Raw genomic sequence first — 22,166 nt, 5'->3', positions numbered from 1 at the left:
CATGAACGAGTTCACGCTGCGCCTCGACCCGGCGGTCGGTCAGGCACTTGACGACCTCGCCGACGCGTGCGGTCGTCGGCCGGAGGACATCGTGCGGGAGGCCGTACGCAGGCATCTGCACGAAGAGGGGGCGCCGGTCCGCGCGTTCGCCGAGCGGATCGCCCGAGACCACGCCGACCTGCTCAGGAGGCTCGGCGAATGACCCGCCACCTCACCGTCGCCGAGGTCACCGCCCTCGCCGAGGTCGCCTTCGGCGGGCGGGCGCCGGAGGCACGCGCGCCCGGGCTGCTCGCCTCGGCCGTGCACCGGCCCCGCGCCCGCATGTTCGGCACGCCGGCCTACGACGACCTCCACGAGCAGGCCGCCGCGCTTCTGCACGGCATCGCCACCAACCACCCCTTCGTCGACGGCAACAAGCGCACGGCCTGGCTCGCCACCGCGACGTTTCTCGGCATCAACGGCGTCGACCTCACGGGCTGCGCTCAGGACACCGCGTATGACCTGGTCATCGATGTCGCCTCCGGCGAGGAGAGCGATGTCTGCGTGATCGCGGGGCGGCTGCGGCGGCTGTGACGTCGGTCCCACCCACGCGTGACCGGGCATCGTCCGCGCCTCGGCACCGCGGGGCCGCGGATAGGGTGGCCCGGTTGTCATACCCAGCCGAGCCGCCCAACCCCTCCCCGGAGACCGTGACTACTACCGCCGCCAGCTCCAGTTCTGCCTCCCACTCCCACCACCTGTCGCCCGCCTTCCCAGGCCGCGCCCCCTGGGGCACCGCCAGCAAGCTGCGTGCCTGGCAGCAGGGGGCGATGGAGAAGTACATCCAGGAGCAGCCGCGTGACTTCCTCGCGGTCGCCACGCCGGGCGCCGGCAAGACGACCTTCGCGCTCACCCTCGCCTCCTGGCTGCTGCACCACCATGTCGTGCAGCAGGTCACCGTGGTCGCGCCGACCGAGCATCTGAAGAAGCAGTGGGCGGAGGCGGCCGCGCGCATAGGCATCAAGCTCGACCCCGAGTACAGCGCGGGCCCGCTCGGCAAGGACTACCAGGGCGTCGCCGTGACCTACGCGGGTGTCGGCGTACGGCCCATGCTGCACCGCAACCGCGTCGAGCAGCGCAAGACCCTCGTCATCCTCGACGAGATCCACCACGCCGGTGACTCCAAGTCCTGGGGCGAGGCCTGTCTGGAGGCCTTCGAGCCCGCCACCCGCCGGCTCGCCCTCACCGGCACGCCCTTCCGCTCCGACACCAACCCCATCCCGTTCGTGACGTACGAGGAGGACAACGCCGGCATTCGGCGCTCCGCCGCGGACTACACGTACGGCTACGGTTCCGCGCTGTCGGACGGGGTCGTGCGGCCCGTCATCTTCCTCTCCTACAGCGGCAACATGCGCTGGCGGACCAAGGCGGGTGACGAGATCGCCGCCCGGCTCGGCGAGCCCATGACCAAGGACGCCGTCTCGCAGGCGTGGCGTACCGCCCTGGATGCGCGCGGCGAGTGGATGCCCAGCGTGCTGCGCGCCGCCGACCAGCGGCTGACGGAGGTGCGCAAGGCCATCCCGGACGCGGGGGCCCTCGTCATCGCCTCCGACCAGGACGCCGCGCGCGCCTACGCCAAGCTCATCCGCGAGATCACCGGCAGCAGGGCGACCCTCGTGCTCTCCGACGACGCCGGCGCGTCCGCGCGGATCGACGAGTTCAGCGGCAGCAACGACCGCTGGATGGTCGCCGTGAGGATGGTGTCCGAAGGCGTCGACGTGCCCCGGCTCGCCGTCGGGGTGTACGCCACCACCATCTCCACCCCGCTCTTCTTCGCGCAGGCCGTCGGCCGTTTCGTCCGGTCCCGGCGGCGCGGCGAGACCGCGTCCGTGTTCCTGCCGACCGTGCCCGACCTGCTCACCTTCGCCAACGAGATGGAGGTCGAGCGCGACCACGCCCTCGACAGGCCGAAGAAGGAGGGCGAGGAGGACCCGTACGCCGAGTCCGAGAAGGAGATGGAGGAGGCGAACAAGGAGCAGGACGAGGACACCGGCGAGCAGGAGCAGTTCTCCTTCGAGGCGCTGGAGTCCGAGGCCGTCTTCGACCGGGTCCTCTACGACGGCGCCGAGTTCGGTATGCAGGCCCACCCGGGCAGCGAGGAGGAGCAGGACTACCTCGGCATTCCGGGCCTGTTGGAGCCCGACCAGGTCCAACTCCTGCTCCAGAAGCGGCAGGCACGGCAGATCGCGCACAGCCGCAAGAAGCCGGACGCCGAGGCGGATCTGCTGGAGCTGCCCGCCGAGCGGCGGCCCGTCGTCTCGCACAAGGAGATGATGGAGTTGCGCAAGCAGCTCAACACGATGGTCGGCGCGTACGTCCATCAGAGCGGTAAGCCGCACGGTGTGATCCACACCGAGCTGCGGCGGGTGTGCGGGGGGCCGCCGAGCGCGGAGGCCACCGCGGGGCAGCTACGGCAGCGGATCGCCAAGGTGCAGGAGTGGGCGACCCGGATGCAGTGACCGGCGCTCTGCCCGGTCCGCGCGCCGTACGTATCAGGGCAAACGGGAGTGGTCCGTACCGGCCGCTGACCGGATTCTGGACGGAGCCTTCCGCTCAGCGAACCGGCTTCGCTAATGTCCGCCTACGCACACGCCCCGTGGCAGCGCCGCCGCGGAGCGCAGCCGTGAAGCGACGCGGTCCGGAAGGCCGGACCGCAGGCCGATCGGCGGCCTCTGAAGCGCGTCACTGACGGGACTCGGTGACGCACCTGCCGCGAGGGGGCCGCCGACCTCACCACTTAAGGAGTGGGCGTCGTGACCGCGGAGACCTCTCAGACGCTCGACCGGGGACTGCGTGTCCTCAAGCTGCTGGCCGACACGGACCACGGGCTGACCGTCACCGAGCTTTCCAACAAACTGGGCGTGAACCGGACGGTTGTGTACCGGCTGCTCGCCACGCTCGAACAACACGCCCTGGTACGCCGGGACCTGGGCGGTCGCGCCCGCGTCGGACTCGGGGTGCTGCGCCTCGGCCGGCAGGTGCATCCGCTGGTACGTGAGGCGGCGCTGCCGGCACTGCGCTCGCTCGCCGAGGACATAGGCGCGACGGCCCATCTGACGCTGGTGGACGGCACCGAGGCGCTGGCCGTCGCCGTGGTCGAGCCGACGTGGACCGACTACCACGTGGCCTACCGGGCCGGTTTCCGCCACCCCCTGGACCGCGGTGCCGCGGGCCGGGCGATACTCGCCGCCCGGCAGCAGCCGATGGAGGAGCCCGGGTACACCCTGACCCACGGCGAGCTGGAGGCGGGCGCGAGCGGAGCTGCCGCACCGTTGCTCGGGGTGACCGGGGTCGAGGGCAGCGTGGGTGTGGTCATGCTGACCGACGCGGTGCCGGAGCGGGTGGGGCCGAGGGTCATGGACGCGGCCAAGGAGGTCGCCGAGGCACTGCGGTGACCGACGGCGGGGCGACGGGCTCGCCGGCCCCGGCGCGGTCGCGGTGGCCGTACGGCACTCTAGGCACAGCCGCCACCGAATCCGACACTCGGTATATGACCTCTGTCAGCATCCGCACGGTCCACGACGTCACCGCGCTCTCCGCCGTCGCCGGCTACTTCAGCGACGTATGGCAGACGCCGCCGAGTACACCGCCGTATCCGGCCGAAGTGCTGCACAGCCTTGTGCACGCGGGCGGGGCGGTGCACGCCGCGTACGACGGGGCGCGGCTGGCCGGGGCCGCGGTCGCGGTGTTCGGGCCGCCCGCGTCGGGGGAGGCGTACTCGCTGGTCGCGGCGGCCGATCAGGGGCTCGGGTTCGAGGTGAAGCAGGCGCAGCGGGCCTGGTTCGTGGAGCGCGGGGCGCGGATCATGCGGTGGACGTTCGACCCGCTGGTCGGGCGGAACGCCCGGTTCAACCTGGTCAAGCTGGGCGCCGTCGGCACGGAGTACCTCGTCGACTTCTACGGCCCCATGTCGGACGGCGTCAACGACGGCGACGAGAGCGACCGGCTCTCGGTGACCTGGGCGCTGACCGCGCCCGCACCCGCGTACCCGGCCTCCTCCCCGCGACCGGACGAGACCCCCGACCGCGACTGCGCGCCCACCACCCATCCCGCCCCCGACGGCGGCCCGCTCGCCTGCCGTGACCTCGACGACCGGCACGTCTGGTGCCGGGTGCCGGACGACATAGTGCGCATCCGGGCCGCCGACCCGGCGCTGGCGCTGGCCTGGCGGCGGGCCGTGCGCGAGGTGTTCACGAAGGCCTTCGCCGACGGCTTCACCGCGACGGGTATGTCACGGGACGGCTGGTACACGCTCACCCGCTCCTCGGAGGACGCCCTGTGAAGCTCGAACGCGCGGAGATCGTCCATGTGGCGATCCCGCTGGTCACCCCCTTCCGTACCTCCTTCGGGACGATGACGACGAAGGACACCTTCCTGCTGCACGTCGTCACGGACACCGCCGAGGGCTGGTCGGAGTTCGCGGCGGATCCCGAGCCGCGGTACTGCTCGGAGTTCGTGGCCGGCGCGGAGATCGTGCTGCGCGACTTCCTGCTGCCGCGCGCCGCGTCCCTCCCCGTGCTCGATACGGCCCGCCTGGCACCGGCGACGGCCGGGATCAAGGGGCACGAGCTGGCGAAGGCGGCGCTGGAGACGGCGGTGCTGGACGCGGAGCTGCGGTCGTACGGAATGCCGCTGGCCACGTATCTCGGGGCGGTGCGGGAGCGGGTGCCGGCCGGGGTGTCGGTCGGCATCAGGGAGACGGTCGCCGAACTGCTGGACGATGTCGAGGGCTATCTCGCGGAGGGCTACGTCCGGATCAAGCTGAAGATCGAGCCGGGCTGGGACCTGGAACCGGTACGGGCCGTACGTGAGCGTTTCGGGTCGGACCTGCCGCTCCAGGTGGACGCCAACACGGCGTACACGCTCGCGGACGCCGAGCATCTGCGGCGGCTGGACGAGTACGGGCTGCTGCTGATCGAGGAGCCGCTGGACGAGAACAACCTGTACGCCCACGCCCGCCTCCAGCAGCGCATCGCGACCCCGGTCTGCCTGGACGAGTCCCTGCACAACGCCCGCGACACCGCGTCCGCCATCGCGATGGACGCGTGCCGGGTGGTGAACGTGAAGCCGGCGCGGGTCGGCGGGTACCTGGAGGCGCGGCGGGTCCATGACGTGGCGCACGCGCACGGGGTGCCGGTGTGGTGCGGCGGCATGCTGGAGACGGGGATCGGCAGGGCGCCGAACCTGGCGCTGGCGGCCCTGCCCGGCTTCACCCTGCCCGGGGACACCTCCGCCTCCAGCCGCTACTTCGCCGAGGACATCACGGAGCCGTTCGTGCTGGTGGACGGCCATCTGCCGGTGCCGCGGTCGCCGGGGATCGGGGTGGAGCCGCTGCCGGAGGCACTGCGGCGCTTCACCAGGCAGCGGCGAGACCTGTACGTGACCTAGATGGGGCAACCTGGGCAGCTCCGACCTGCACCGGGCCGGAACTCGCCACCACGTTAGATTGATCCCGTGTTCTCTCGTCTCACGCGCCCCCGGGCCATCGCCGTCTGTGCCCTGCCGGTCGTGGCCCTGGTCGCCACGGCGGCCTTCGCGCCACTGCCGTTCTCGCTGACGCAGCCCGGCCTGACGGCGAACGTGCTCGGCGCGAACCAGGGCGACCCGGTGATCACGATCTCCGGTGCGCCGACCCGGGACACCAGCGGCCAGCTGCGCATGACGACGATCGAGGCGACCTCGCCGGACGCGGACGTGCGGCTCGGCGACCTGATCGACGCGTGGTTCCGCACGGACAAGGCGGTCATGCCGCGCGACTCGGTGTACCCGAGCGGGCAGAGCACGCAGGAGATCGAGCAGTACAACACCGAGCAGATGAAGGAGTCGCAGGACGAGGCGACCCGGGCCGCGCTGAACTACCTCGACCTGAACGACAAGAACATCAAGGTCACCCTGAAACTCGCGGACGTGGGCGGCCCCAGCGCCGGCCTCCTGTTCTCCCTGGGCATCATCGACAAGCTCAACGGCAACGGCAGCGGCGGCGACCTCACCGGCGGCCGCACCATCGCCGGCACCGGCACGATCGACGACGCGGGCAAGGTCGGAGCGGTCGGCGGTGTCTCCCTGAAAACCCAGGCCGCCAAGCGCGACGGCGCGACGGTCTTCCTGGTCCCGAAGGCGGAGTGCGGCGACGCCAAGGCGGAGTTGCCGAAGGGGCTGCGACTGGTGCCGGTGACGACGTTGAAGGGCGCGGTGAGCGCGCTGGACGCACTCGGGTCGGGGAAGGGCTCTGTGCCGAGCTGCTAGGCGGGCGTCGAACGTCCCACGGTTCTGTCGTGCTGAAACCGGGGGCGGGTCGTAAACCTTTGTGAAGGTGTGCTCCAGCCGTCCTGACCTGCGGCGGGGCACCGGTCGCCGACTGGCAGAATCGACAGTTCCGCCTCGCCTCCACACGGCGGGACGCCGAGCCGCGGGTCGGCTCGGGGTGTCACGGCAACACCCAGAGGAAGCTTTGTGTCGGACGGGTTCTACATCGGCCACTCCGCGCTCGAAAGGCTGAGCGGCGCTTTCAAGAAGGAGGCCGACGAACTCGGCGAGCGGTTGGCCAAGTTCAGGCCGAAGACGGATGGCGAGGCCATTCACGACGGCTTCGGCTTTCTGACCGAGTCGGAGGAAGTGACCACCGCCTACATCGACTTGGCGGATCACATGACCAGGGCGGTCCAGGGGTTGCAGGACCACCTCTACGACATGGCCGACAACCTTTCTGACAACTCCCACAACACGGCCTCCGCCGAGCACGCCCTGGAGGATCTCTTCAAGGGGAGGAACGTGTGAGCGGCGAATCGGCCGCGGAGACCGTGTACGAAGCTGGACTTGAGCTCTACAACCCTGGTGGCCGGCCGGACGTCCTGCGGGACGCGGCCAAGGCATGGGGCGCGATGGGGGATTCCCTCGACAAGTTCGTCGTCCACATGGACAAGGTCATCCGTGACGTCCACGGCGAGCAGTGGCGCGGTCCGGCCGCCGATGCCTTCGTCAAGCATTGGGAAGAGGTCAAGAAGTCCGCCGAGGACGCCCAGCCGAGCTTCGACGAAGCGAGGAAGGGCCTGAACGAGGCAGCGGACAAGATCGAGGAGATCAACAGCGAGATCCATCAGATCTATCTGGAGATCGGTGTCACGATCGGCGTCTCCGTCGCCACCTCCTTCATCACGCTCGGCTTCTCCGCAGCCGCCGGGGCGGCGAACGCGGCGCGACTTGCCGGCCAGGCGGCGACCGCCGCCGCGCGGCTCGGCCGGATCCTCGCCACGATCGCGCGCTGGTTCGAGAAACTGCGGACATTCGAGCACTCGAGCAAGTTTCTCCAGTACGGCGTCCGCTTCGGCAGCACGTTCGCAGGCCGGACCGCGATCGAGTTCGGCAACGGAGTGGCCACCAGTGTGATCAGCGGCAAGGGCCCCGAGTGGGAGAACAACCTGGTCGGCGGGATGGCCGGGGCGGGGATGGGCAAGGCCTCCGACGCCATGCTCGGTGGCCGGCTCGGCGGAGGAATCCGCGAGTCGATCGGCACCGGTGCCATCGGCGGAGCGACGGGCAGTCTGGTCGGAGATGCCGCCAACTCCTACGGCCCGTGGGCGGACGCGGATGACAAGTTCGACTGGTCGCAGTCGCTGATCGGGGCCGGGGCCGGAGCGGCCGGCGGCGGTATCGGAGGCGGGCTGACGCACGCCTCGGGCCCTGGGGAGGCCAACAGCACCGGTGAGAGCGCATCCGGTGGGGAAGCCGAGGGGAGCGGCACGGCTGACGGCGCTTCGGGTGAGGCCGCGGGCGGAACGAGCGGATCCGCCGGCGCGGGCGAGGCCGGCGATGGACAGGGCATCCCGGACACCGGCGCCGATGCTGAAGGGCTGACGCAGGACCAGCGGAACACGTTGCGCGACGAGGCCACGAACAGCCGAGTAGGTACGGAGACAGGCGCGGCCGGAAACCGGCTCAAGGAGGCGGACAGCCTTGAGGATGATCTGGCCGAAGATCAGCACAAGTCGGCCCAACGGCTTCGCGAGCACACAAAGAACACGAGTCTGGTGGACGACTTCGGATGAACGGTTCGTACGGAACGAGAACAGGTGCCATGACGAACGGCGGACTTCGCACGCTCGGTCCGGCCGTCCTTCTGGGCAAGGTGATGGCCTGGACGACGTGTCTGCTGGCCACGGTGCTGCTCGGATGCTGGCTCTTCCTGGTGAAGTCCGGCCTGCGTGACGCCGTCGTGCTGGGCTGCGCGATCGGGATCGCGGTCCTCACCGTTTCCGCCTGGGCGTTGCGACGCTCCTCGGGCAATCCGGATGCCCCGTCGGTCTATCGGGCCCTCGCCGACCGTGCGTCGATTGCCGGTGGGCGCGAACCCGGGGTGCTCCCGGCGCGGTTGCGAGGGGCCTCAGCGCAGCTGAACGGACAGGTCCTGACGTTCTACGGTGCGGTCATGGCGTTGATCCTCCCGCTCGCCCTCGGCGTGGGTGACCCCACGCCCACCGGCAGGGCGGCGGAGATCGCCTCTTCCGGCGCCGTCGTGCGGCAGTTGCCGGTCGAGTCGGTGCGAGACGTCGTCAGGGACCGGCACAACAACGGCAGTACGTACTACTGCACCGTGAGCGTGACACTTCCCTCGGTCGACCCAGCGGGGAGCGGGCGGCGCGTCGAGTTCCGATCGGAATGGTCGGAGCGCGCGGAGGTCGGCGGAAAGGTCTACGTCGCCTACGCCCCCGATCGTCCCGAACTGGGCGCGGTGGGCGACGACGACCGGGCCGGCGTCGACCGTGCGCTCTCCGGTCGCGCCATGAGCAACTGGTGGACCTGGATCCTGGGTCTCGGATGGCTGGGCCTGGTCGGGACACTTTTCGTCGGCTCCTTCACGAGCATCCGGGACCAGCGATTTCCGCGGCGACTGCGCGGTGACGAACGGGTGCTGCGCGCCGTCGTCTCCGGATACGACGGTCATGGGGCGGGGAAGACGCGCATCGGCCTGAGCACTCCCACCGGCCCCGTGCAACTGCATGTGGACGGGAAGAACGCCAGGTACGTGGACACGGTGGGGCAGGCGGAAGGCCATCTCGTCTGGGCCCCCGACCGCAACAAGCACGGGGGCAAGCAGGGACCGCATCGCACGGGCGCGGTCTTCGTCGGTGATGCCGGCTGGTTCATTCCGGGCGGACTCGCCCCGGACTACGAGGAGTCCGCGAGGGCCAAGGCCGATCAACACGCTTCGGTCGCCCCGGCGGGCGAGAACCGGCTGCTCGACCTGGACTGCGGCTGGATCCTCAGCATCCCGAACCGGCTCATGAATGCCCTCCTGATCTCCGCACTCTGTGTCCTGGCGCTAGCCCTTCCCGTCTCCTCGGGGGTCTGGCGCCCGGTTGTCGGCATTACCTGCGCGGTCGGTCTTCTGGCGTACGGCATGGCCGTAGCCGTGAGCAAGGACACCCCCGAGCGAGAGCAGTCCAACAGCACGAGCGGTGCCGCCGGAACCTCTTAGCGGGCGAGCGCCGGCTTGGGGGTGGCGAGGCGCAGGCCCACTTCTACGAGGGTCCAGCCGAGGCGGGTACGCATGTCGGACGGCTGCCCGGTGCGGGACGCGAGGCGGTGGGTGTCGGCCTCGGCGCGGAGTTCGGCGGCGTGGGCGTGGTGCAGGACCAGGTGGGTCTCAGGGGCGATCATCAGGGCCTCTCTTCGGGTCCGTGGCGATGGGGAAGACGTGCGTGTGGAGGCGGACCTGCTCCGCTTCGGGGTCGTCCTCCGCGGCCTCGTACGCCCGGTAGCTGTTGATCAACTCGTGCATCTTGCCGTTGAGTTCGCGTGAGAGCTCCGGGGTCAGGCGCAGGGTGAAGTCACTCAGGTCCGTCGAATGGTCCTTCCAGCGCGGAAGCCACCTCTCGCGGGTGGACAGCCAGGTGGACAGCTCACGGGTGTGCCTGTTCACGAACTCGTGCAGAAGCAGGTCGGCCGCGCCTCGAACCGCCGGATCCGGGCTCTGATAGAGGGTCTCGTCCATCTGGATGCCCTTGGCCGCGGCCTTCCACCAACGCTCCCGCCCTCGGCCGCGCCCCGGCGCGTCCTCGATGAAGCCGTGTTCGGCGAGCTGCCTGAGGTGATAGCTCGTGGCCCCACTGGACTCGCCCAACCGCTCGGCGAGCATGGAGGCGGTGGCGGGGCCGTTGCGTTGCAGAGCATTCAGCAGCTCCATCCGCAGCGGATGCGCGAGCCCCCGCAGTGACCGTGCGTCGAGTTTCCGTACGTCGTGCTGTTCCGCCATGCGTACAAAGATAGCTATGCAAAGGCTCCTTTGCAACGGCTTCTTTGTATACGCTTCGCCCCCGCCTGATCCCCGCCTCACCCCTCCCGCACAAACCCCTCCGCCTTCATCCAGTCCAACGCCACCTGATGCGGATCCTCCCCGTCCACATCCACCTTGGCGTTCAGATCCTGCGCCACGGAGTTGTTCAGCTTCTTGCTGATCGGGTTGAGGACCTCGGCGATCGCCGGCCACTTCTTCAGGGTCTTGGTGTTGACCATCGGGGCCGCGTTGTAGTTGGGGAAGAACTTCTTGTTGTCCTGCATCACCGCCAGGTTCATGGACTTGATGCGGCCGTCCGTCGTGAAGACCTCCCCGTACGTGCAACTTCCCTTCGCGACCTGGGTGTAGATGATCCCGGTGTCCATCTGGGTGATGTTCCCCGCCGGGATGCTCATGCCGTACGCCTTCTCCATGCCCGGCAACCCGTCCGCCCGGTTGGCGAACTCGACCTCCACGCAGAGCGTGACCGCGCCGGGGTCGGACTTGGACAGCGCGGCGACCTCGGAGAGGGTGTTCGTGCGGTACTTCTTGTGGTTGGCCTGGTTCATCGCCAGGGCGTAGGTGTTGTTCAGTGCCGACGGCTCCAGCCAGGTCACCCCGTTCTTCACGTCGGCCTTGCGCACCGCCTCCCACTGCTCGCGCGGGTCGGTGATGGGCTCGCTGCGGCCCAGGTACGTGATCCAGGCCGTGCCCGTGTACTCGTACCCGGCGTCCGCGTCACCCTTCGCCACCGCCTCGCGGCTGCCGATGGAACCCTGGATCCCGGTGCGGTCGAGCACCTCCGCGCCGGCCGCCTCGAAGGCGATGCCCATGATCGCGCCGAGGATCAGCTGCTCGGTGAACGACTTCGAGGTGACCGTCAGCTCGGCGCCCTTCAGCGGTTCGCCTCGGCCGATCGTCCCGGCCTGTACGTCGTCGGCCATGGGGGAGCCGCTGGTCAGACCGCACCCGGAGGCGGCCAGCAGCAACCCCGTCGCCAGCAGGACCGTGGGCCGCCTCATACGTCCAACCCCCGTGGCCGCAGCAGCACTTCGGCCAGCGACGCCAGCCAGTCCACCAGCAGGGCGAGCGCGACCGTGAGGATCGAGCCCAGCACCAGCACCGGCATCCGCTGGTTGGTGATCCCAGCCGTGATCAGCACGCCCAGGCCGCCTCCTCCGCCGAAGACCGCCAGGGTCGCCGTACCGACGTTGAGGACCAGGGCCGTCCGCACACCCGCCAGGATCAGCGGGACCGCCAGCGGGAGTTCCACCCGGTTGAGCACGCCCGTCGGGGACATGCCGATGCCGCGCGCGGCCTCCAGCAGGGTCGGGTCGTTCGCCTTGAGGCCGGTGATGGTGTTGGACAGCACGGGCAGAACGGCGTACGCGATCATGCCGATCAGGGCCGCCCTGCGGCCGATGCCCAGCCAGATGACGAGCAGGGCGAGCAGACCGATCGCCGGGGTCGCCTGGCCCATGTTGGCGAACGCCATGGCCACCGGGGTGGCCTTCCGGAACGGCCGGCGGGTGAGCAGGATCCCCAGTGGGATCGCGATGATCAGCACGAAGAAGGTGGAGATCGCCGTGAGTTCGATGTGCTGCCACAGGGCCTTGGAGACCTGGCCGTCGGCCAGCGCGTTCTCGGAGACCGTGTCCAGGTCCGCCTGCTGGAACCACAGCCAGGTCGCCAGCAGCATGACCACCAGAAAGGACGGTACGACGGTCAGCTTCGCCCAGCCCACCTTTCTGGCCGGGGGTCCGGCGGCGGGGGAGACGGCGGGCGTCTGGCCGGGTTCCTCGGAACCCCCTCGCCGCTCGGAGTCCTCCGGCCCTCCGGACCCCTCCGGCCCGTCCGTCTTCTTCAGTTCCGGGCCGCTCACGCCTTCCCCTCCCCTCCGGCGCCCTCCTGCTCGGCGTGCGTGCGCTCGGCCCTGGCCCCCTCCAGGTCGTGCTGGGCCTCCAGCGCCTCCAGCCGGTCGGCCTCCAGCAGTTCGTGCACGGAGTTCATCAGCGTCTCCATGTCGACCACGCCGGTGTACTCACCGCGCCGCCCCGTCACCACGACCCGCCCCGCGTTGTCCGTGAGCACCGCCTCCAGGGCGTCCCGCAGCGTGGCGTCCCGCGTCACCGTGTCGTGCACCAGCGTCCCGGCACGGGCCAGCGAGCCCCGCGCCCGCATCACATCGCCGCGTCTGAGCCACTTGTACGGCCGCCCCCGCTTGTCGAGCAGCAGGATCTCGTTGGTGCCGCTGGAGCGGAGCCGGTTGAAGATCTCCTGGAGCGGGTCGTCGACGGTCACCGTCGGATAGTCGGTGATCTCCACATCCCGTACGCGGGTCAGGTTCAGCCGCTTCAGCGCCGCCCCGGCGCCCACGAACCCGGACACGAAGTCGTCCGCCGGGTTGGTCAGGATCGCCTCCGGGGTGTCGAACTGCGCGATGTGCGACCGCTCCCGCAGCACGGCGATCCGGTCACCGATCTTGATCGCCTCGTCGAAGTCGTGCGTGACGAAGACGATCGTCTTGTGCAGCTCGTGCTGGAGCCTGATCAGCTCGTCCTGGAGGTGATCGCGGGTGATCGGGTCGACCGCGCCGAACGGCTCGTCCATCAGCAGCACCGGCGGATCGGCGGCCAACGCCCGCGCCACGCCGACGCGTTGCTGCTGACCGCCGGAGAGCTGGCGCGGGTAGCGGCCGTGGAACTCGCCGGGGTCGAGCCCGACGAGGTCGAGCAGCTCCTCCACCCGTGAGCCGATCCGCGCCTTCGACCAGCCGATCATCTTCGGCACCAGGCCGATGTTCTGGGCGACCGTCATGTGCGGGAACAGACCGGCGGACTGGATCGCGTACCCGACCTTGCGGCGCAGCTTCACCGGGTCGATGTCGGTGACGTCCTCGCCGCCGATGCGGATCCGGCCCCCGGTCGGCTCGATCAACCGGTTGATCATCTTCAGGGTCGTCGACTTCCCGCACCCCGACGGGCCGACCAGGATGACGACCTCACCCGCCTTGATCTCCATGTTCACGTTGTCCACGGCCGGCTGCGGACTGCCCGGATAGCGCTTGGTCAGGTTCTCCAGCTCGATGGCGGCGCCGTGGTGCTCACTCCCGGACGGTTGCTCAGCCACGGATCCCCCTGGAGACGGTCAGCCGTCCGATCAGGACGTAGGCGGCGTCGAACAGCAGCGCCAGGACGATGATCGCGAGCGTGCCCGCGAGCACCTGGTTGAGCGCGTTCGCGCTGCCCAGCGAGGCGAGCCCACGGAAGATCAGATTGCCGAGGCCGGGGCCGGAGGCGTACGCCGCGATGGCCGCGATGCCCATCAGCATCTGCGTGGCGACCCGGATCCCGGTCAGGATCGGCGGCCAGGCCAGCGGCAGCTCCACCTTCAGCAACCGGGTGAGCCGGGACATGCCGATACCGCGGGCCGCGTCCACCAGGGACGGATCGACGCCGCGCAGTCCGACGATCGAGTTGCGCACGATCGGCAGCAGCCCGTACAGCGTCAGCGCGATCACCGTGGGGGCCACGCCGAGCCCCACGATCGGGATGAGCAGACCGATCATGGCGAGCGAGGGGATGGTGAGAATGCCCGAGGTGGTGAGGGTGGCCAGATTGCCGGCCCACTCGCTGCGGTACGTGACCACCCCGATCAGCACCCCGAGCAGGGTCGCCACGACCATGCACTGGAAGACGGCGCTGGCGTGTTGGTAGGCGTCGGTGAGCAGCTGCTGGTGACGGTTGTCCAGGTACTCCCAGAAGCTCACGGCTCACCCCACCAGGTAGTGGCTAGCTGCTCTCCCGGTCCTCCGCCGCCTGCTCCACCAGCGGGATGATCCGCAGCGGAACAGGGTTCTCCATCACGATGGCGGTAGAGGCCCGGACGATCCCATCGAAACCGACGACGCGGTCGATCACACGCTGAAGATCGGCGTTGGAGCGCGCCACGAGCCGGCACATCATGTCCCCGGTCCCGGTGGTGGTGTGCAGCTCCAGCACCTCGGGGACGGTCGTCAAGTGGGCCCGTACGTCCGGCCCTTGCCCCTGCCGGATCTGGAGCGTGGCGAAGGCCGTGACCGGATAGCCGAGCGCGGCCGGGTCCACCTCGGGACCGAATCCGCGGATGACTCCGTTCGACTGAAGGCGGTCCAGCCGCGCCTGTACGGTCCCGCGGGCCACCCCCAGCCGCCGGGACATCTCCAGCACCCCGATCCGGGGCTCGCGGGCGAGCAGCAGGATGATCCGTCCGTCCAGATGATCGATCGCCACGGCAGTCACCCTTCCGGGGTAGTCATCCTGTACAGACAGTCCGCAGAAACGGACCCTTCACCCAGCAGATTGCCCAGCGAAAAACCAAACTATTGCGCACCTTGCCGTACCGGGTGAGGCTGCGCCTATGACGCAGACCACACACCACACTCCCGACACCGCACGGCAGGCCGACCCCTTCCCGGTCAAGGGAATGGACGCGGTCGTCTTCGCCGTGGGCAACGCCAAGCAGGCCGCGCACTACTACTCGACCGCCTTCGGCATGCGCCTCGTCGCCTACTCCGGACCGGAGAACGGCAGCCGCGAGACCGCGAGCTATGTGCTGGAGAACGGCTCCGCCCGGTTCGTCCTCACCTCCGTCATCAAGCCCGCCACCACCTGGGGCCACTTCCTCGCCCGGCATGTGGCCGAGCACGGCGACGGCGTCGTCGACCTCTCCATCGAGGTGCCGGACGCGCGTGCCGCGTACGCCTACGCCATCGAGCACGGCGCCACCTCGGTGGCCGAGCCCTACGAGGTCAAGGACGAGCACGGCACCGTCGTGCTGGCCGCCATCGCCACGTACGGCGAGACCCGCCACACCCTGGTCGAGCGCACCGGCTACGACGGCCCCTACCTGCCGGGCTACGTCGCCGCCGAGCCGATGGTCGAGCCGCCCGCCCAGCGCACCTTCCAGGCCATCGACCACTGCGTCGGCAACGTCGAACTCGGCCGGATGAACGAATGGGTCGGCTTCTACAACAAGGTCATGGGCTTCACGAACATGAAGGAGTTCGTGGGCGACGACATCGCGACCGAGTACAGCGCGCTGATGTCGAAGGTCGTGGCCGACGGCACGCTCAAGGTCAAGTTCCCGATCAACGAGCCCGCCATCGCCAAGAAGAAGTCCCAGATCGACGAGTACCTGGAGTTCTACGGCGGCGCGGGCGTCCAGCACATCGCGCTGAACACCAACGACATCGTCGCGACGGTACGGACGATGCGCGCGGCCGGCGTCCGGTTCCTCGACACCCCGGACTCCTACTACGACACCCTCGGCGAGTGGGTCGGCGACACCCGGGTCCCCGTCGACACCCTGCGCGAGCTGAAGATCCTCGCCGACCGCGACGAGGACGGCTATCTGCTCCAGATCTTCACCAAGCCGGTCCAGGACCGTCCGACGGTCTTCTTCGAGATCATCGAGCGGCACGGCTCGATGGGCTTCGGCAAGGGCAACTTCAAGGCCCTGTTCGAGGCGATCGAGCGCGAGCAGGAGAAGCGCGGCAACCTGTGACCGCCGACTGAGCCACTCCGGTCGTGCGGATGCCACGGGGGGCCCGCACGACCGGGGGAGACCGGCCGCGCCCCGCTCACTTGCGACGGGGCTCGGCGTCCATGTCCGGCACGTCCTCCACGGACGGCTCGCCCAGTTCCGCCAGCGCCTCCTCGGCCAACGGCACCCGGGTCGGCGAGAAACCGGGATTGATCCGCAGCGCCTCCCGCAGATGCCGCCGCGCGGCGCCCGGCATCTTCAGCTCCCGCTCGATCATCCCCAGGTGATAGACGTACAGCGCGCTGCGCACCGCGCCGCCCTTCTGCCGGTCGGTCGCGATCCGGGCGAACTTCAGCGCCTCCTTGTCCTCCCCGGCCCGGTGCAGCGCCCACCCCAGCGCGTCGGCCACCGCGATCCCCGGCTGAAGGCGCCACTCGGCCCGCAGCCGCCGTACCGCGGAGTCCGCGTCGCCGTGGTCCGCCTCGAAGCGGCCGAGGACCAGCTCCTCGTCCACCCCGCCGGCCGCGCCCCGCGCCGCCCGTTCCCGCAGCAGGTCGTACTGCACCCGCGCCGCCTGCCCCAGACCCAGCGACTCGTACAACTCGCCCAGCTCCAGCGCGTACTCCGGATCCGGCCGCTTGGCGAAGGCCGCCCGGTAGGCGTTCAGCGCCTCCGTGGTGCGGCCCAGCGCCGCCAGCGTCCGCCCCTGCCCGGCGAGCGCGGCCCGCTGGTCCGGGTCGAGCCGTACCGCCTCCTGGAAGTGCCGCAGCGCCACGTCCAGGTCGCCGCGCTCCCAGGCGAGCTGCCCGCCGCCCTCCAGATACGCCGCCCGCTCGGCCGGGGTCCCGGCGCCCGCCGCCGCGTCCGACAACGCCGCCGCCGCGTCCTCCCGCCAGCCCCGGTCCCGGTACAGACCGGCGGACCGCGCCAGCACCGCCGGGCCCGAGCCCAGCTTCAGCATCCGGTCCAGCGCCCGCTTGGCCGCCTTGTAGTCACCCAGCCCCGAATGGGCGTCGATCAGCTGCGGATACGCCGTCCAGCGCTTGCCGTCGGTCTTGATCGAGGCCTCGCTCCACGTCCGGGCCGCCCGGAAGTCCCGCCGCGCGTTCGCCAGCGCCGCCATGCCGTCCAGCGCCGCGGCGTTGCGCTCCCGCACCTTCAGCGACGTACGCAGCGCATCCTCGGCCTTCGGGTAGTACGACGGCTCCGCGGTCCGCCACCCCTGCTGCACATACGCCGCCCCCAGGACCGCCCACGACCCGGCGTCCCTCGGGTGCGTCCGCACCCGCTTCTCCCGTTCGTCGATCAGCACCGCCAGATCGGGCAGCGCGGCCGTCACCCCGGTGGTGACCGCGGTCAGCGCCTGCGCCCCCGGTGCCGGCTCGGGGGCCCGCGTCCCGCCGGTGCCCCACGGCAGCAGCGTCAGCACCCCGCCGAGCACGGCGCACCCCGCCACCGAGGCGAGCAGCACCCGCCGCGTGATGCGCGGGCGGCGCTGCGGTGTGCCCGGTCCGTTGTCCACGGCGTCGTTCTCCATGGCGCTCACTGTGCGTGAAACCGTCCGTCGATACGACGACCACACCCGCCTTGCGGCGGCTGCCGTACGCGGGGTTCACACCGATGGCCCCGGGTGTCAGGCTGTGATCATGAGCCGTACCGAAGCCGCACCCGACCAGGCCCGCGGTGACCTCATCACCGAGCGGCTGCTCGAGGGTCTGCCCGCCGAGGCCGTCCTCACCGACCCCGACGTCACGGCCTCCTACGCCAACGACATGGCGAGCTTCTGCCCGGCGGGCAGCCCCGCCGTGGTCGTGCTGCCGCGCACCGTCGAAGAGGTCCAGCACGTCATGCGCACCGCCACCGAGCTGCGCGTCCCGGTCGTCCCCCAGGGCGCCCGAACCGGCCTGTCCGGCGGCGCCAACGCCTCCGACGGCTGCGTGGTGCTGTCCCTGACCAAGATGGACCGCATCCTGGAGATCAGTCCCGTCGACCGGATCGCGGTCGTCGAGCCCGGCGTCATCAACGCCGCCCTCTCCCGCGCGGTCGGCGAACACGGGCTGTACTACCCGCCGGACCCGTCCAGCTGGGAGATGTGCACGATCGGCGGCAACATCGGCACCGCCTCCGGCGGGCTGTGCTGTGTGAAGTACGGGGTGACCGCCGAGTACGTCCTCGGCCTCGACGTCGTCCTCGCCGACGGACGCCTGATGTCCACGGGCCGCCGTACGGCCAAGGGCGTGGCGGGATACGACATGACCCGTCTGTTCGTGGGCTCCGAGGGGTCCCTCGGCATCGTCGTACGGGCCGTCCTGGCGCTGCGCCCGCAGCCGCCGCAGCAGTTGGTGCTCGCCGCCGAGTTCGCGTCGGCGTCCGCCGCCTGTGACGCGGTGTGCCGGATCATGGCCGGCGGGCATGTGCCGTCACTGCTGGAGATCATGGACCGTACGACGGTCAAGGCGGTCAACGCCCTCGCGCACATGGGGCTGCCGGAGAGCACCGAGGCCCTCCTCCTGGCCGCCTTCGACACCCCGGACCCCGCGGCCGACCTGGCCGCCGTCGGCGCGCTGTGCGAGGCGGCCGGCGCGACCCAGGTGGTCCCGGCGGAAGACGCGGCCGAGTCCGAACTGCTGCTCCAGGCGCGGCGGTTGTCCCTGACCGCGCTGGAGGCGGTGCGGGGCGTGACGATGATCGACGACGTGTGCGTGCCCCGCTCGCGGCTCGGCGACCTCATCGAGGGCGTCGAGCGGATCGCCGAGAAGCACCAGCTGACCATCGGCGTCGTCGCGCACGCCGGCGACGGCAACACCCACCCGACGGTGTGCTTCGACGCGGCCGACCCCGACGAGTCCCGGCGCGCCCGTGAGTCGTTCGACGAGATCATGGCCCTCGGCCTGGAACTCGGCGGCACGATCACGGGCGAGCACGGGGTGGGGGTGCTGAAGAAGGAGTGGCTGGCGCGCGAGATCGGTCCGGTGGGCATCGAGATGCAGCGGGCCGTCAAGCAGGTCTTCGACCCGCTGGGCATCCTGAACCCCGGCAAGCTGTTCTGACCGTCCCGCCTCCGCCCGCCTCACTGGGCGAGCAACTGGTCGAGCGCGTCGTCGATCCCCAGCTGCTCGCCCTCGGTCCCCGGGGGCACCACCCGCAACGTCCGCTCCAGCCAGGCCGACACCTGCGCCGCCGGCGCCTCCAGCAGCGCGTCACCGTCGGGCGAGCTCAGCGCCATCAGCACGACGCTGCGGCCGTCGACCTTCGTCGGCCACACCCGCACATCCCCGTGCCCGCACGGCCGGAACACCCCCTCGACCAGCAGATCGCGGGAGAAGGTCCAGTACACGGGCTGCTCGGAGTTGATGTGGAAGGTGATGTGCACGGCGTACGGATCGTCACTGCGATAACTCAACCGCGCCGGCACGGCGACGCCCCGCTCCGGCGACAGAATCAGCCTGAGCTCCAGTTCGCGCTCTACGACGGTGTGCTGCATGGCGTGGATGTCCTCTCTCGTGACGCGAGCGAGCCGTGCGGACGGGCCCGTACGAGTGGAGAGGGAGCGGGGGCGCGGACCATTACGCGGGTCCACGAAACTTTTTTCACGACCGGTTCGGCGGGGCCGGCGCGGGGGTCGGTGTTGTTGTCGGTGGGGTGGTTCCGGTCGTGTGAAGCGGGTGTGGGTCGTTGCCCGGATAGGGGTGGGTCCGGCGGGACTGGCGGTGCCGGTTGCGTCCGTCTGGTAGATGTGGAGGCCCCCATTTGACCCACGAGCAGATACCGGACGACGGACATGAGCGCCCCAACCCCGGCCCCCGGTGACGACCGGCCCCGCGAAGGGTATTACCCGGACCCGTCCATTCCTGGATATGTCCGGTACTGGAACGGTGCCTCCTGGGTGCCGGGCACCAGCCGTCCCGCACCGTCGGACGGCGAATCGCTCGCCCCGCCCTCGGGCGCCCAGCCCGCGCAGGGCGGCTCGGTGGAGGAGACCGGCCCGCACTTCTTCGACGAGGACCCGGCCGGGGAGCCCGCGCCGGGCGGTGCCCAGCACGGCAGCCGGCCCGAGCCGGCGTCCGCCTGGGGTGCCGACTCCGCCCTTCAGTCGGGGTTCGGCGGCGATCAGGACCGCCGGGTCTCGTGGGGGCAGCCGGAGCCCGACCCGAGGGACCCGCGCGCCGCCGTCGGCCAGCCGGACGGCCACGCCGCCCGCACCGACGGCACCGCCACGATCCCGCCCGCCGAGCCGGAGCCGGACGCCGGGGGCGTCGCCTCCGGTGACACGTTCATGATCCGCAGGCCGGTCGCCGGGTCCGGCGCCGCGCAGTCGGCCGGCGCCGGTATCCCGAACCCCAGCGGCCCCGCCCCTGTCGACGGCACCATGGCGATCCGAGCCGTGTCCCCGCGCACGGGGCAGCAGGGCGGGGCGGCCGGGGCGCAGAGCGGGGGCACGGGCGCGTCCGCCGTCCCGGGCGCCGCACGTCCGGACGCAGAGCGCCCCTCCGCGGCAGGCGCCCCGCAGGGCCCCGGCTTCGGCGCCGGGAAGGCCGCCGCCGAGCGTGCCTCGGGACAGGCCCCCACGGGCCTCTCCGGCCCCCAGCAGCCCGCTCCGAGCGTCCCCCGCCAGTCCGGTGGCCCGCAGCCCGCTGCCGCCGCCCCGTCCGCGCCCATGGCACCGGGCGCCGGAGGCGGACAGTCCTCGTGGGCGCAGCAGGTCCACCGGCTCGCCGGCCCGTCCGACGAGGACCAGCCGGTCGCCCCGTGGAAGCCCCCGGTCCTGGACCCCTTCCAGGCGGCCGCCATGCGTCAGGCGTCCGCCCGCCCCGCGGGCCTCGGCAAGCGGCTGGCCGCGCGGCTGCTGGACACCGTCGTCCTGGCCGCCGTCACCGCGGTGGCCGCCGTACCGCTCGGCGCCAAGGCGCTCGACCACGTCAACGAGAAGATCGACGCCGCCAAGCTCTCCGGCGAGACGGTCACCGTATGGCTGCTGGACGGCACCACCGCGGTGTACCTGGGTGTCATCCTGGCCGTGCTGCTCGTGTCCGGCCTGCTCTACGAAGCCCTGCCCACCGCCAAGTGGGGCCGCACCCTGGGCAAGAAGCTGCTCGGCCTGGAGGTGCGGGACATCGAGGCCCACGAGCCCCCGGAGTTCGGCGCGGCCCTGCGCCGCTGGCTCGTGTACAGCGTCCCCGGCCTGCTCGTGGTCGGCGTGGTCGGCGTCCTGTGGTGCGTCTTCGACCGGCCGTGGCGCCAGTGCTGGCACGACAAGGCGGCGCGTACGTTCGTCGCGGGCTGACCGGTACGGGGGCCGCCGTACGGGATTTACGTACCTCGGACGGCCCCTCGCCGGATGCGAAACCGCCGGGTTCGCGGTCGACTCGGGGCCATGAGCAGTGAACCGCCTCCCGGCTCCGGTCAGCAGCCCCCGGAGGACGACCCGTTCAGGAAGCAGCCCCCGCCGTCCGGCGGCTCGGGTTCGCCGTACGGTGATCAGCCGCCGTACGGCAGCCAGCCGCCGCCTCCTCCGGGCGGCGGTGGCCCCTACGGCGGGGCCCCGTACGGGGGCGGCGGTCAGCCGGCCGACCCGCTCGCCGGGATGCCACCGCTCGCCGACAGCGGCAAGCGCACCCTGGCGCGCATCATCGACATGATCCTGGTCGGCGTCGTCGTCTGGCTGCTCACCTGGGGTTTCGGTGTCACCGAACTCGACGTGGACACCGACAAGGTGGAGTACGGCAAATCCCTCGGGCAGTCGGCGATCGCCGCGGTGCTCTACATCGCGTACGACACCTTCATGACGGTCAGGAACGGCCAGACCCTCGGCAAGCAGCTCTTCAACATGCGCGTGGCCAACCTCGACAACGGCGCCACACCCTCGGTGCAGAGCTCACTGATCCGCGCGGCGGTGCTGTGGCTGCCGTTCGCGTTCTGCTGCGCCTGCATCTGGACCGCGATCTGCGGCGGGTGGAGCTACTTCGACCGGCCCTACAAGCAGGGTCTGCACGACAAGGCGGCGAAGACGGTCGTGGTCAGCACGGGCGGCTGAGGGCGTCAGGACTGGGTGAGCGCGGGCTCTTCGCTCTTGTGCCGCTCCGCGCCGGCGGGCTTGCGCACCGCGACCACGCGTGGCTTCTTCGGCATGGGCACCGTCAGGGCGACCAACAGCCCGAGCAGGAGGGCCGATACGGCGATGACCGCGATACCCACGCCCGAACTGGTCTGCGACAGCAGCAGCATGGCGAGCGTCGAGAAGATCACGGTGCACGAACCGTAGGCGAGCTGTGCGGCAGTCGGACGAGGCATGATCATCGTGTCCTCGGAATCAGGGGTGCACGGGGGCTTC

24 protein-coding genes are annotated in these 22,166 nt (G+C 70.7%); 14 read left to right on the top strand and 10 right to left on the bottom strand.

All coding sequences use genetic code 11. The annotated features are described in order from the left end of the window. The first annotated feature begins 1 nt into the window (after position 1). The 10 genes from ACIQWG_RS36350 (at position 2) to ACIQWG_RS36305 (ending at position 9,514) form a co-directional block, all read left to right on the top strand. Positions 2–202, top strand: coding sequence for a hypothetical protein (locus ACIQWG_RS36350; RefSeq protein ID WP_404103931.1), 201 nt, complete (start codon positions 2–4; stop codon positions 200–202). Further along, complete coding sequence (locus tag ACIQWG_RS36345; protein WP_404103929.1) at positions 199–573, top strand: type II toxin-antitoxin system death-on-curing family toxin; 375 nt, start codon at positions 199–201, stop codon at positions 571–573. The genes ACIQWG_RS36350 and ACIQWG_RS36345 overlap by 4 nt, the downstream gene beginning before the upstream one ends. 116 nt (positions 574–689) lie before the next feature. Then, positions 690–2,498, top strand: coding sequence for a DEAD/DEAH box helicase (locus ACIQWG_RS36340; RefSeq protein ID WP_404103926.1), 1,809 nt, complete (start codon positions 690–692; stop codon positions 2,496–2,498). Positions 2,499–2,792: 294 nt separating this feature from the next. Continuing rightward, positions 2,793–3,434 carry an IclR family transcriptional regulator gene (locus ACIQWG_RS36335; RefSeq protein WP_404103923.1) on the top strand — a complete coding sequence of 214 codons (642 nt, stop codon included), beginning with the start codon at positions 2,793–2,795 and terminating at the stop codon, positions 3,432–3,434. 95 nt (positions 3,435–3,529) lie between these two features. Beyond that, positions 3,530–4,321 carry a chorismate synthase gene (locus tag ACIQWG_RS36330; protein ID WP_404103920.1) on the top strand — a complete coding sequence of 264 codons (792 nt, stop codon included), beginning with the start codon at positions 3,530–3,532 and terminating at the stop codon, positions 4,319–4,321. Further along, positions 4,318–5,427, top strand: a complete 1,110-nt coding sequence (menC, locus tag ACIQWG_RS36325) for an o-succinylbenzoate synthase (protein ID WP_404103917.1) — start codon at positions 4,318–4,320, stop codon at positions 5,425–5,427. The genes ACIQWG_RS36330 and menC overlap by 4 nt, the downstream gene beginning before the upstream one ends. A gap of 66 nt (positions 5,428–5,493) precedes the next feature. Beyond that, positions 5,494–6,285 carry a PDZ domain-containing protein gene (locus tag ACIQWG_RS36320; RefSeq protein ID WP_404103915.1) on the top strand — a complete coding sequence of 264 codons (792 nt, stop codon included), beginning with the start codon at positions 5,494–5,496 and terminating at the stop codon, positions 6,283–6,285. Between the two features lie 207 nt (positions 6,286–6,492). Next, positions 6,493–6,816, top strand: a complete 324-nt coding sequence (locus ACIQWG_RS36315; RefSeq protein ID WP_404103912.1) for a hypothetical protein — start codon at positions 6,493–6,495, stop codon at positions 6,814–6,816. Continuing rightward, positions 6,813–8,084: a WXG100 family type VII secretion target gene (locus ACIQWG_RS36310; protein ID WP_404103909.1), complete on the top strand. Its 1,272-nt coding sequence runs from the start codon at positions 6,813–6,815 to the stop codon at positions 8,082–8,084. Before ACIQWG_RS36315 ends, ACIQWG_RS36310 begins: the two co-directional genes overlap by 4 nt. 29 nt (positions 8,085–8,113) lie before the next feature. Continuing rightward, entirely contained in the window at positions 8,114–9,514 is a 1,401-nt protein-coding gene (locus tag ACIQWG_RS36305) for a hypothetical protein (RefSeq protein ID WP_404103906.1), read from the top strand. Here ACIQWG_RS36305 and ACIQWG_RS36300 read toward each other — a convergent pair. From ACIQWG_RS36300 to ACIQWG_RS36270, 7 genes are all read right to left on the bottom strand, one after another. Beyond that, entirely contained in the window at positions 9,511–9,693 is a 183-nt protein-coding gene (locus ACIQWG_RS36300; protein WP_404104144.1) for a hypothetical protein, read from the bottom strand. The genes ACIQWG_RS36305 and ACIQWG_RS36300 overlap by 4 nt on opposite strands. Then, positions 9,683–10,291: an ArsR/SmtB family transcription factor gene (locus ACIQWG_RS36295; RefSeq protein ID WP_404103903.1), complete on the bottom strand. Its 609-nt coding sequence runs from the start codon at positions 10,289–10,291 to the stop codon at positions 9,683–9,685. Before ACIQWG_RS36295 ends, ACIQWG_RS36300 begins: the two co-directional genes overlap by 11 nt. 77 nt (positions 10,292–10,368) lie before the next feature. Further along, complete coding sequence (locus ACIQWG_RS36290) at positions 10,369–11,334, bottom strand: glycine betaine ABC transporter substrate-binding protein (protein WP_404103900.1); 966 nt, start codon at positions 11,332–11,334, stop codon at positions 10,369–10,371. Further along, positions 11,331–12,194: an ABC transporter permease gene (locus ACIQWG_RS36285; RefSeq protein WP_404103897.1), complete on the bottom strand. Its 864-nt coding sequence runs from the start codon at positions 12,192–12,194 to the stop codon at positions 11,331–11,333. Before ACIQWG_RS36285 ends, ACIQWG_RS36290 begins: the two co-directional genes overlap by 4 nt. Continuing rightward, positions 12,191–13,441 carry a betaine/proline/choline family ABC transporter ATP-binding protein gene (locus ACIQWG_RS36280; RefSeq protein WP_404103894.1) on the bottom strand — a complete coding sequence of 417 codons (1,251 nt, stop codon included), beginning with the start codon at positions 13,439–13,441 and terminating at the stop codon, positions 12,191–12,193. Before ACIQWG_RS36280 ends, ACIQWG_RS36285 begins: the two co-directional genes overlap by 4 nt. Continuing rightward, the gene (locus ACIQWG_RS36275) at positions 13,434–14,081 is read right to left on the bottom strand and encodes an ABC transporter permease (protein WP_404103891.1); all 648 of its coding nucleotides are present in this window, start codon (positions 14,079–14,081) and stop codon (positions 13,434–13,436) included. Before ACIQWG_RS36275 ends, ACIQWG_RS36280 begins: the two co-directional genes overlap by 8 nt. A gap of 22 nt (positions 14,082–14,103) precedes the next feature. Further along, positions 14,104–14,583, bottom strand: a complete 480-nt coding sequence (locus ACIQWG_RS36270; protein WP_404103888.1) for an Lrp/AsnC family transcriptional regulator — start codon at positions 14,581–14,583, stop codon at positions 14,104–14,106. Positions 14,584–14,710: 127 nt separating this feature from the next. Between ACIQWG_RS36270 and hppD the strand changes: the two genes are divergently transcribed. Further along, positions 14,711–15,856, top strand: coding sequence for a 4-hydroxyphenylpyruvate dioxygenase (gene hppD / locus ACIQWG_RS36265; protein ID WP_404103886.1), 1,146 nt, complete (start codon positions 14,711–14,713; stop codon positions 15,854–15,856). 76 nt (positions 15,857–15,932) lie between these two features. Here the strand turns inward: hppD and ACIQWG_RS36260 are convergent, their stop codons facing one another. Further along, the gene (locus ACIQWG_RS36260) at positions 15,933–17,372 is read right to left on the bottom strand and encodes a tetratricopeptide repeat protein (RefSeq protein ID WP_404103883.1); all 1,440 of its coding nucleotides are present in this window, start codon (positions 17,370–17,372) and stop codon (positions 15,933–15,935) included. Between the two features lie 103 nt (positions 17,373–17,475). Between ACIQWG_RS36260 and ACIQWG_RS36255 the strand changes: the two genes are divergently transcribed. Continuing rightward, the gene (locus tag ACIQWG_RS36255; RefSeq protein WP_404103880.1) at positions 17,476–18,885 is read left to right on the top strand and encodes an FAD-binding oxidoreductase; all 1,410 of its coding nucleotides are present in this window, start codon (positions 17,476–17,478) and stop codon (positions 18,883–18,885) included. A 20-nt stretch (positions 18,886–18,905) separates the two neighbouring features. Here the strand turns inward: ACIQWG_RS36255 and ACIQWG_RS36250 are convergent, their stop codons facing one another. Continuing rightward, positions 18,906–19,319: an SsgA family sporulation/cell division regulator gene (locus tag ACIQWG_RS36250; protein WP_404103877.1), complete on the bottom strand. Its 414-nt coding sequence runs from the start codon at positions 19,317–19,319 to the stop codon at positions 18,906–18,908. Positions 19,320–19,616: 297 nt separating this feature from the next. On the opposite strand from ACIQWG_RS36250, the gene ACIQWG_RS36245 reads away from it, so the two are divergent. Both ACIQWG_RS36245 and ACIQWG_RS36240 read left to right on the top strand, forming a co-directional pair. Continuing rightward, positions 19,617–21,119: an RDD family protein gene (locus tag ACIQWG_RS36245; RefSeq protein WP_404103874.1), complete on the top strand. Its 1,503-nt coding sequence runs from the start codon at positions 19,617–19,619 to the stop codon at positions 21,117–21,119. A 90-nt stretch (positions 21,120–21,209) separates the two neighbouring features. Next, a complete protein-coding gene (locus tag ACIQWG_RS36240; protein ID WP_404103871.1) occupies positions 21,210–21,869 on the top strand; it encodes an RDD family protein in 660 nt (219 codons plus the stop codon). Between the two features lie 5 nt (positions 21,870–21,874). Here the strand turns inward: ACIQWG_RS36240 and ACIQWG_RS36235 are convergent, their stop codons facing one another. After that, positions 21,875–22,132, bottom strand: a complete 258-nt coding sequence (locus tag ACIQWG_RS36235; protein WP_404103868.1) for a hypothetical protein — start codon at positions 22,130–22,132, stop codon at positions 21,875–21,877. Positions 22,133–22,166 lie beyond the last annotated feature (34 nt).

The organism is Streptomyces sp. NPDC098781, from assembly GCF_044759995.1.
In the GTDB taxonomy this organism is placed as follows: Bacteria; Actinomycetota; Actinomycetes; order Streptomycetales; family Streptomycetaceae; genus Streptomyces.
Note: the sequence above shows the minus strand (reverse complement) of the source record. Positions and strands in the feature narration are given on the sequence as shown.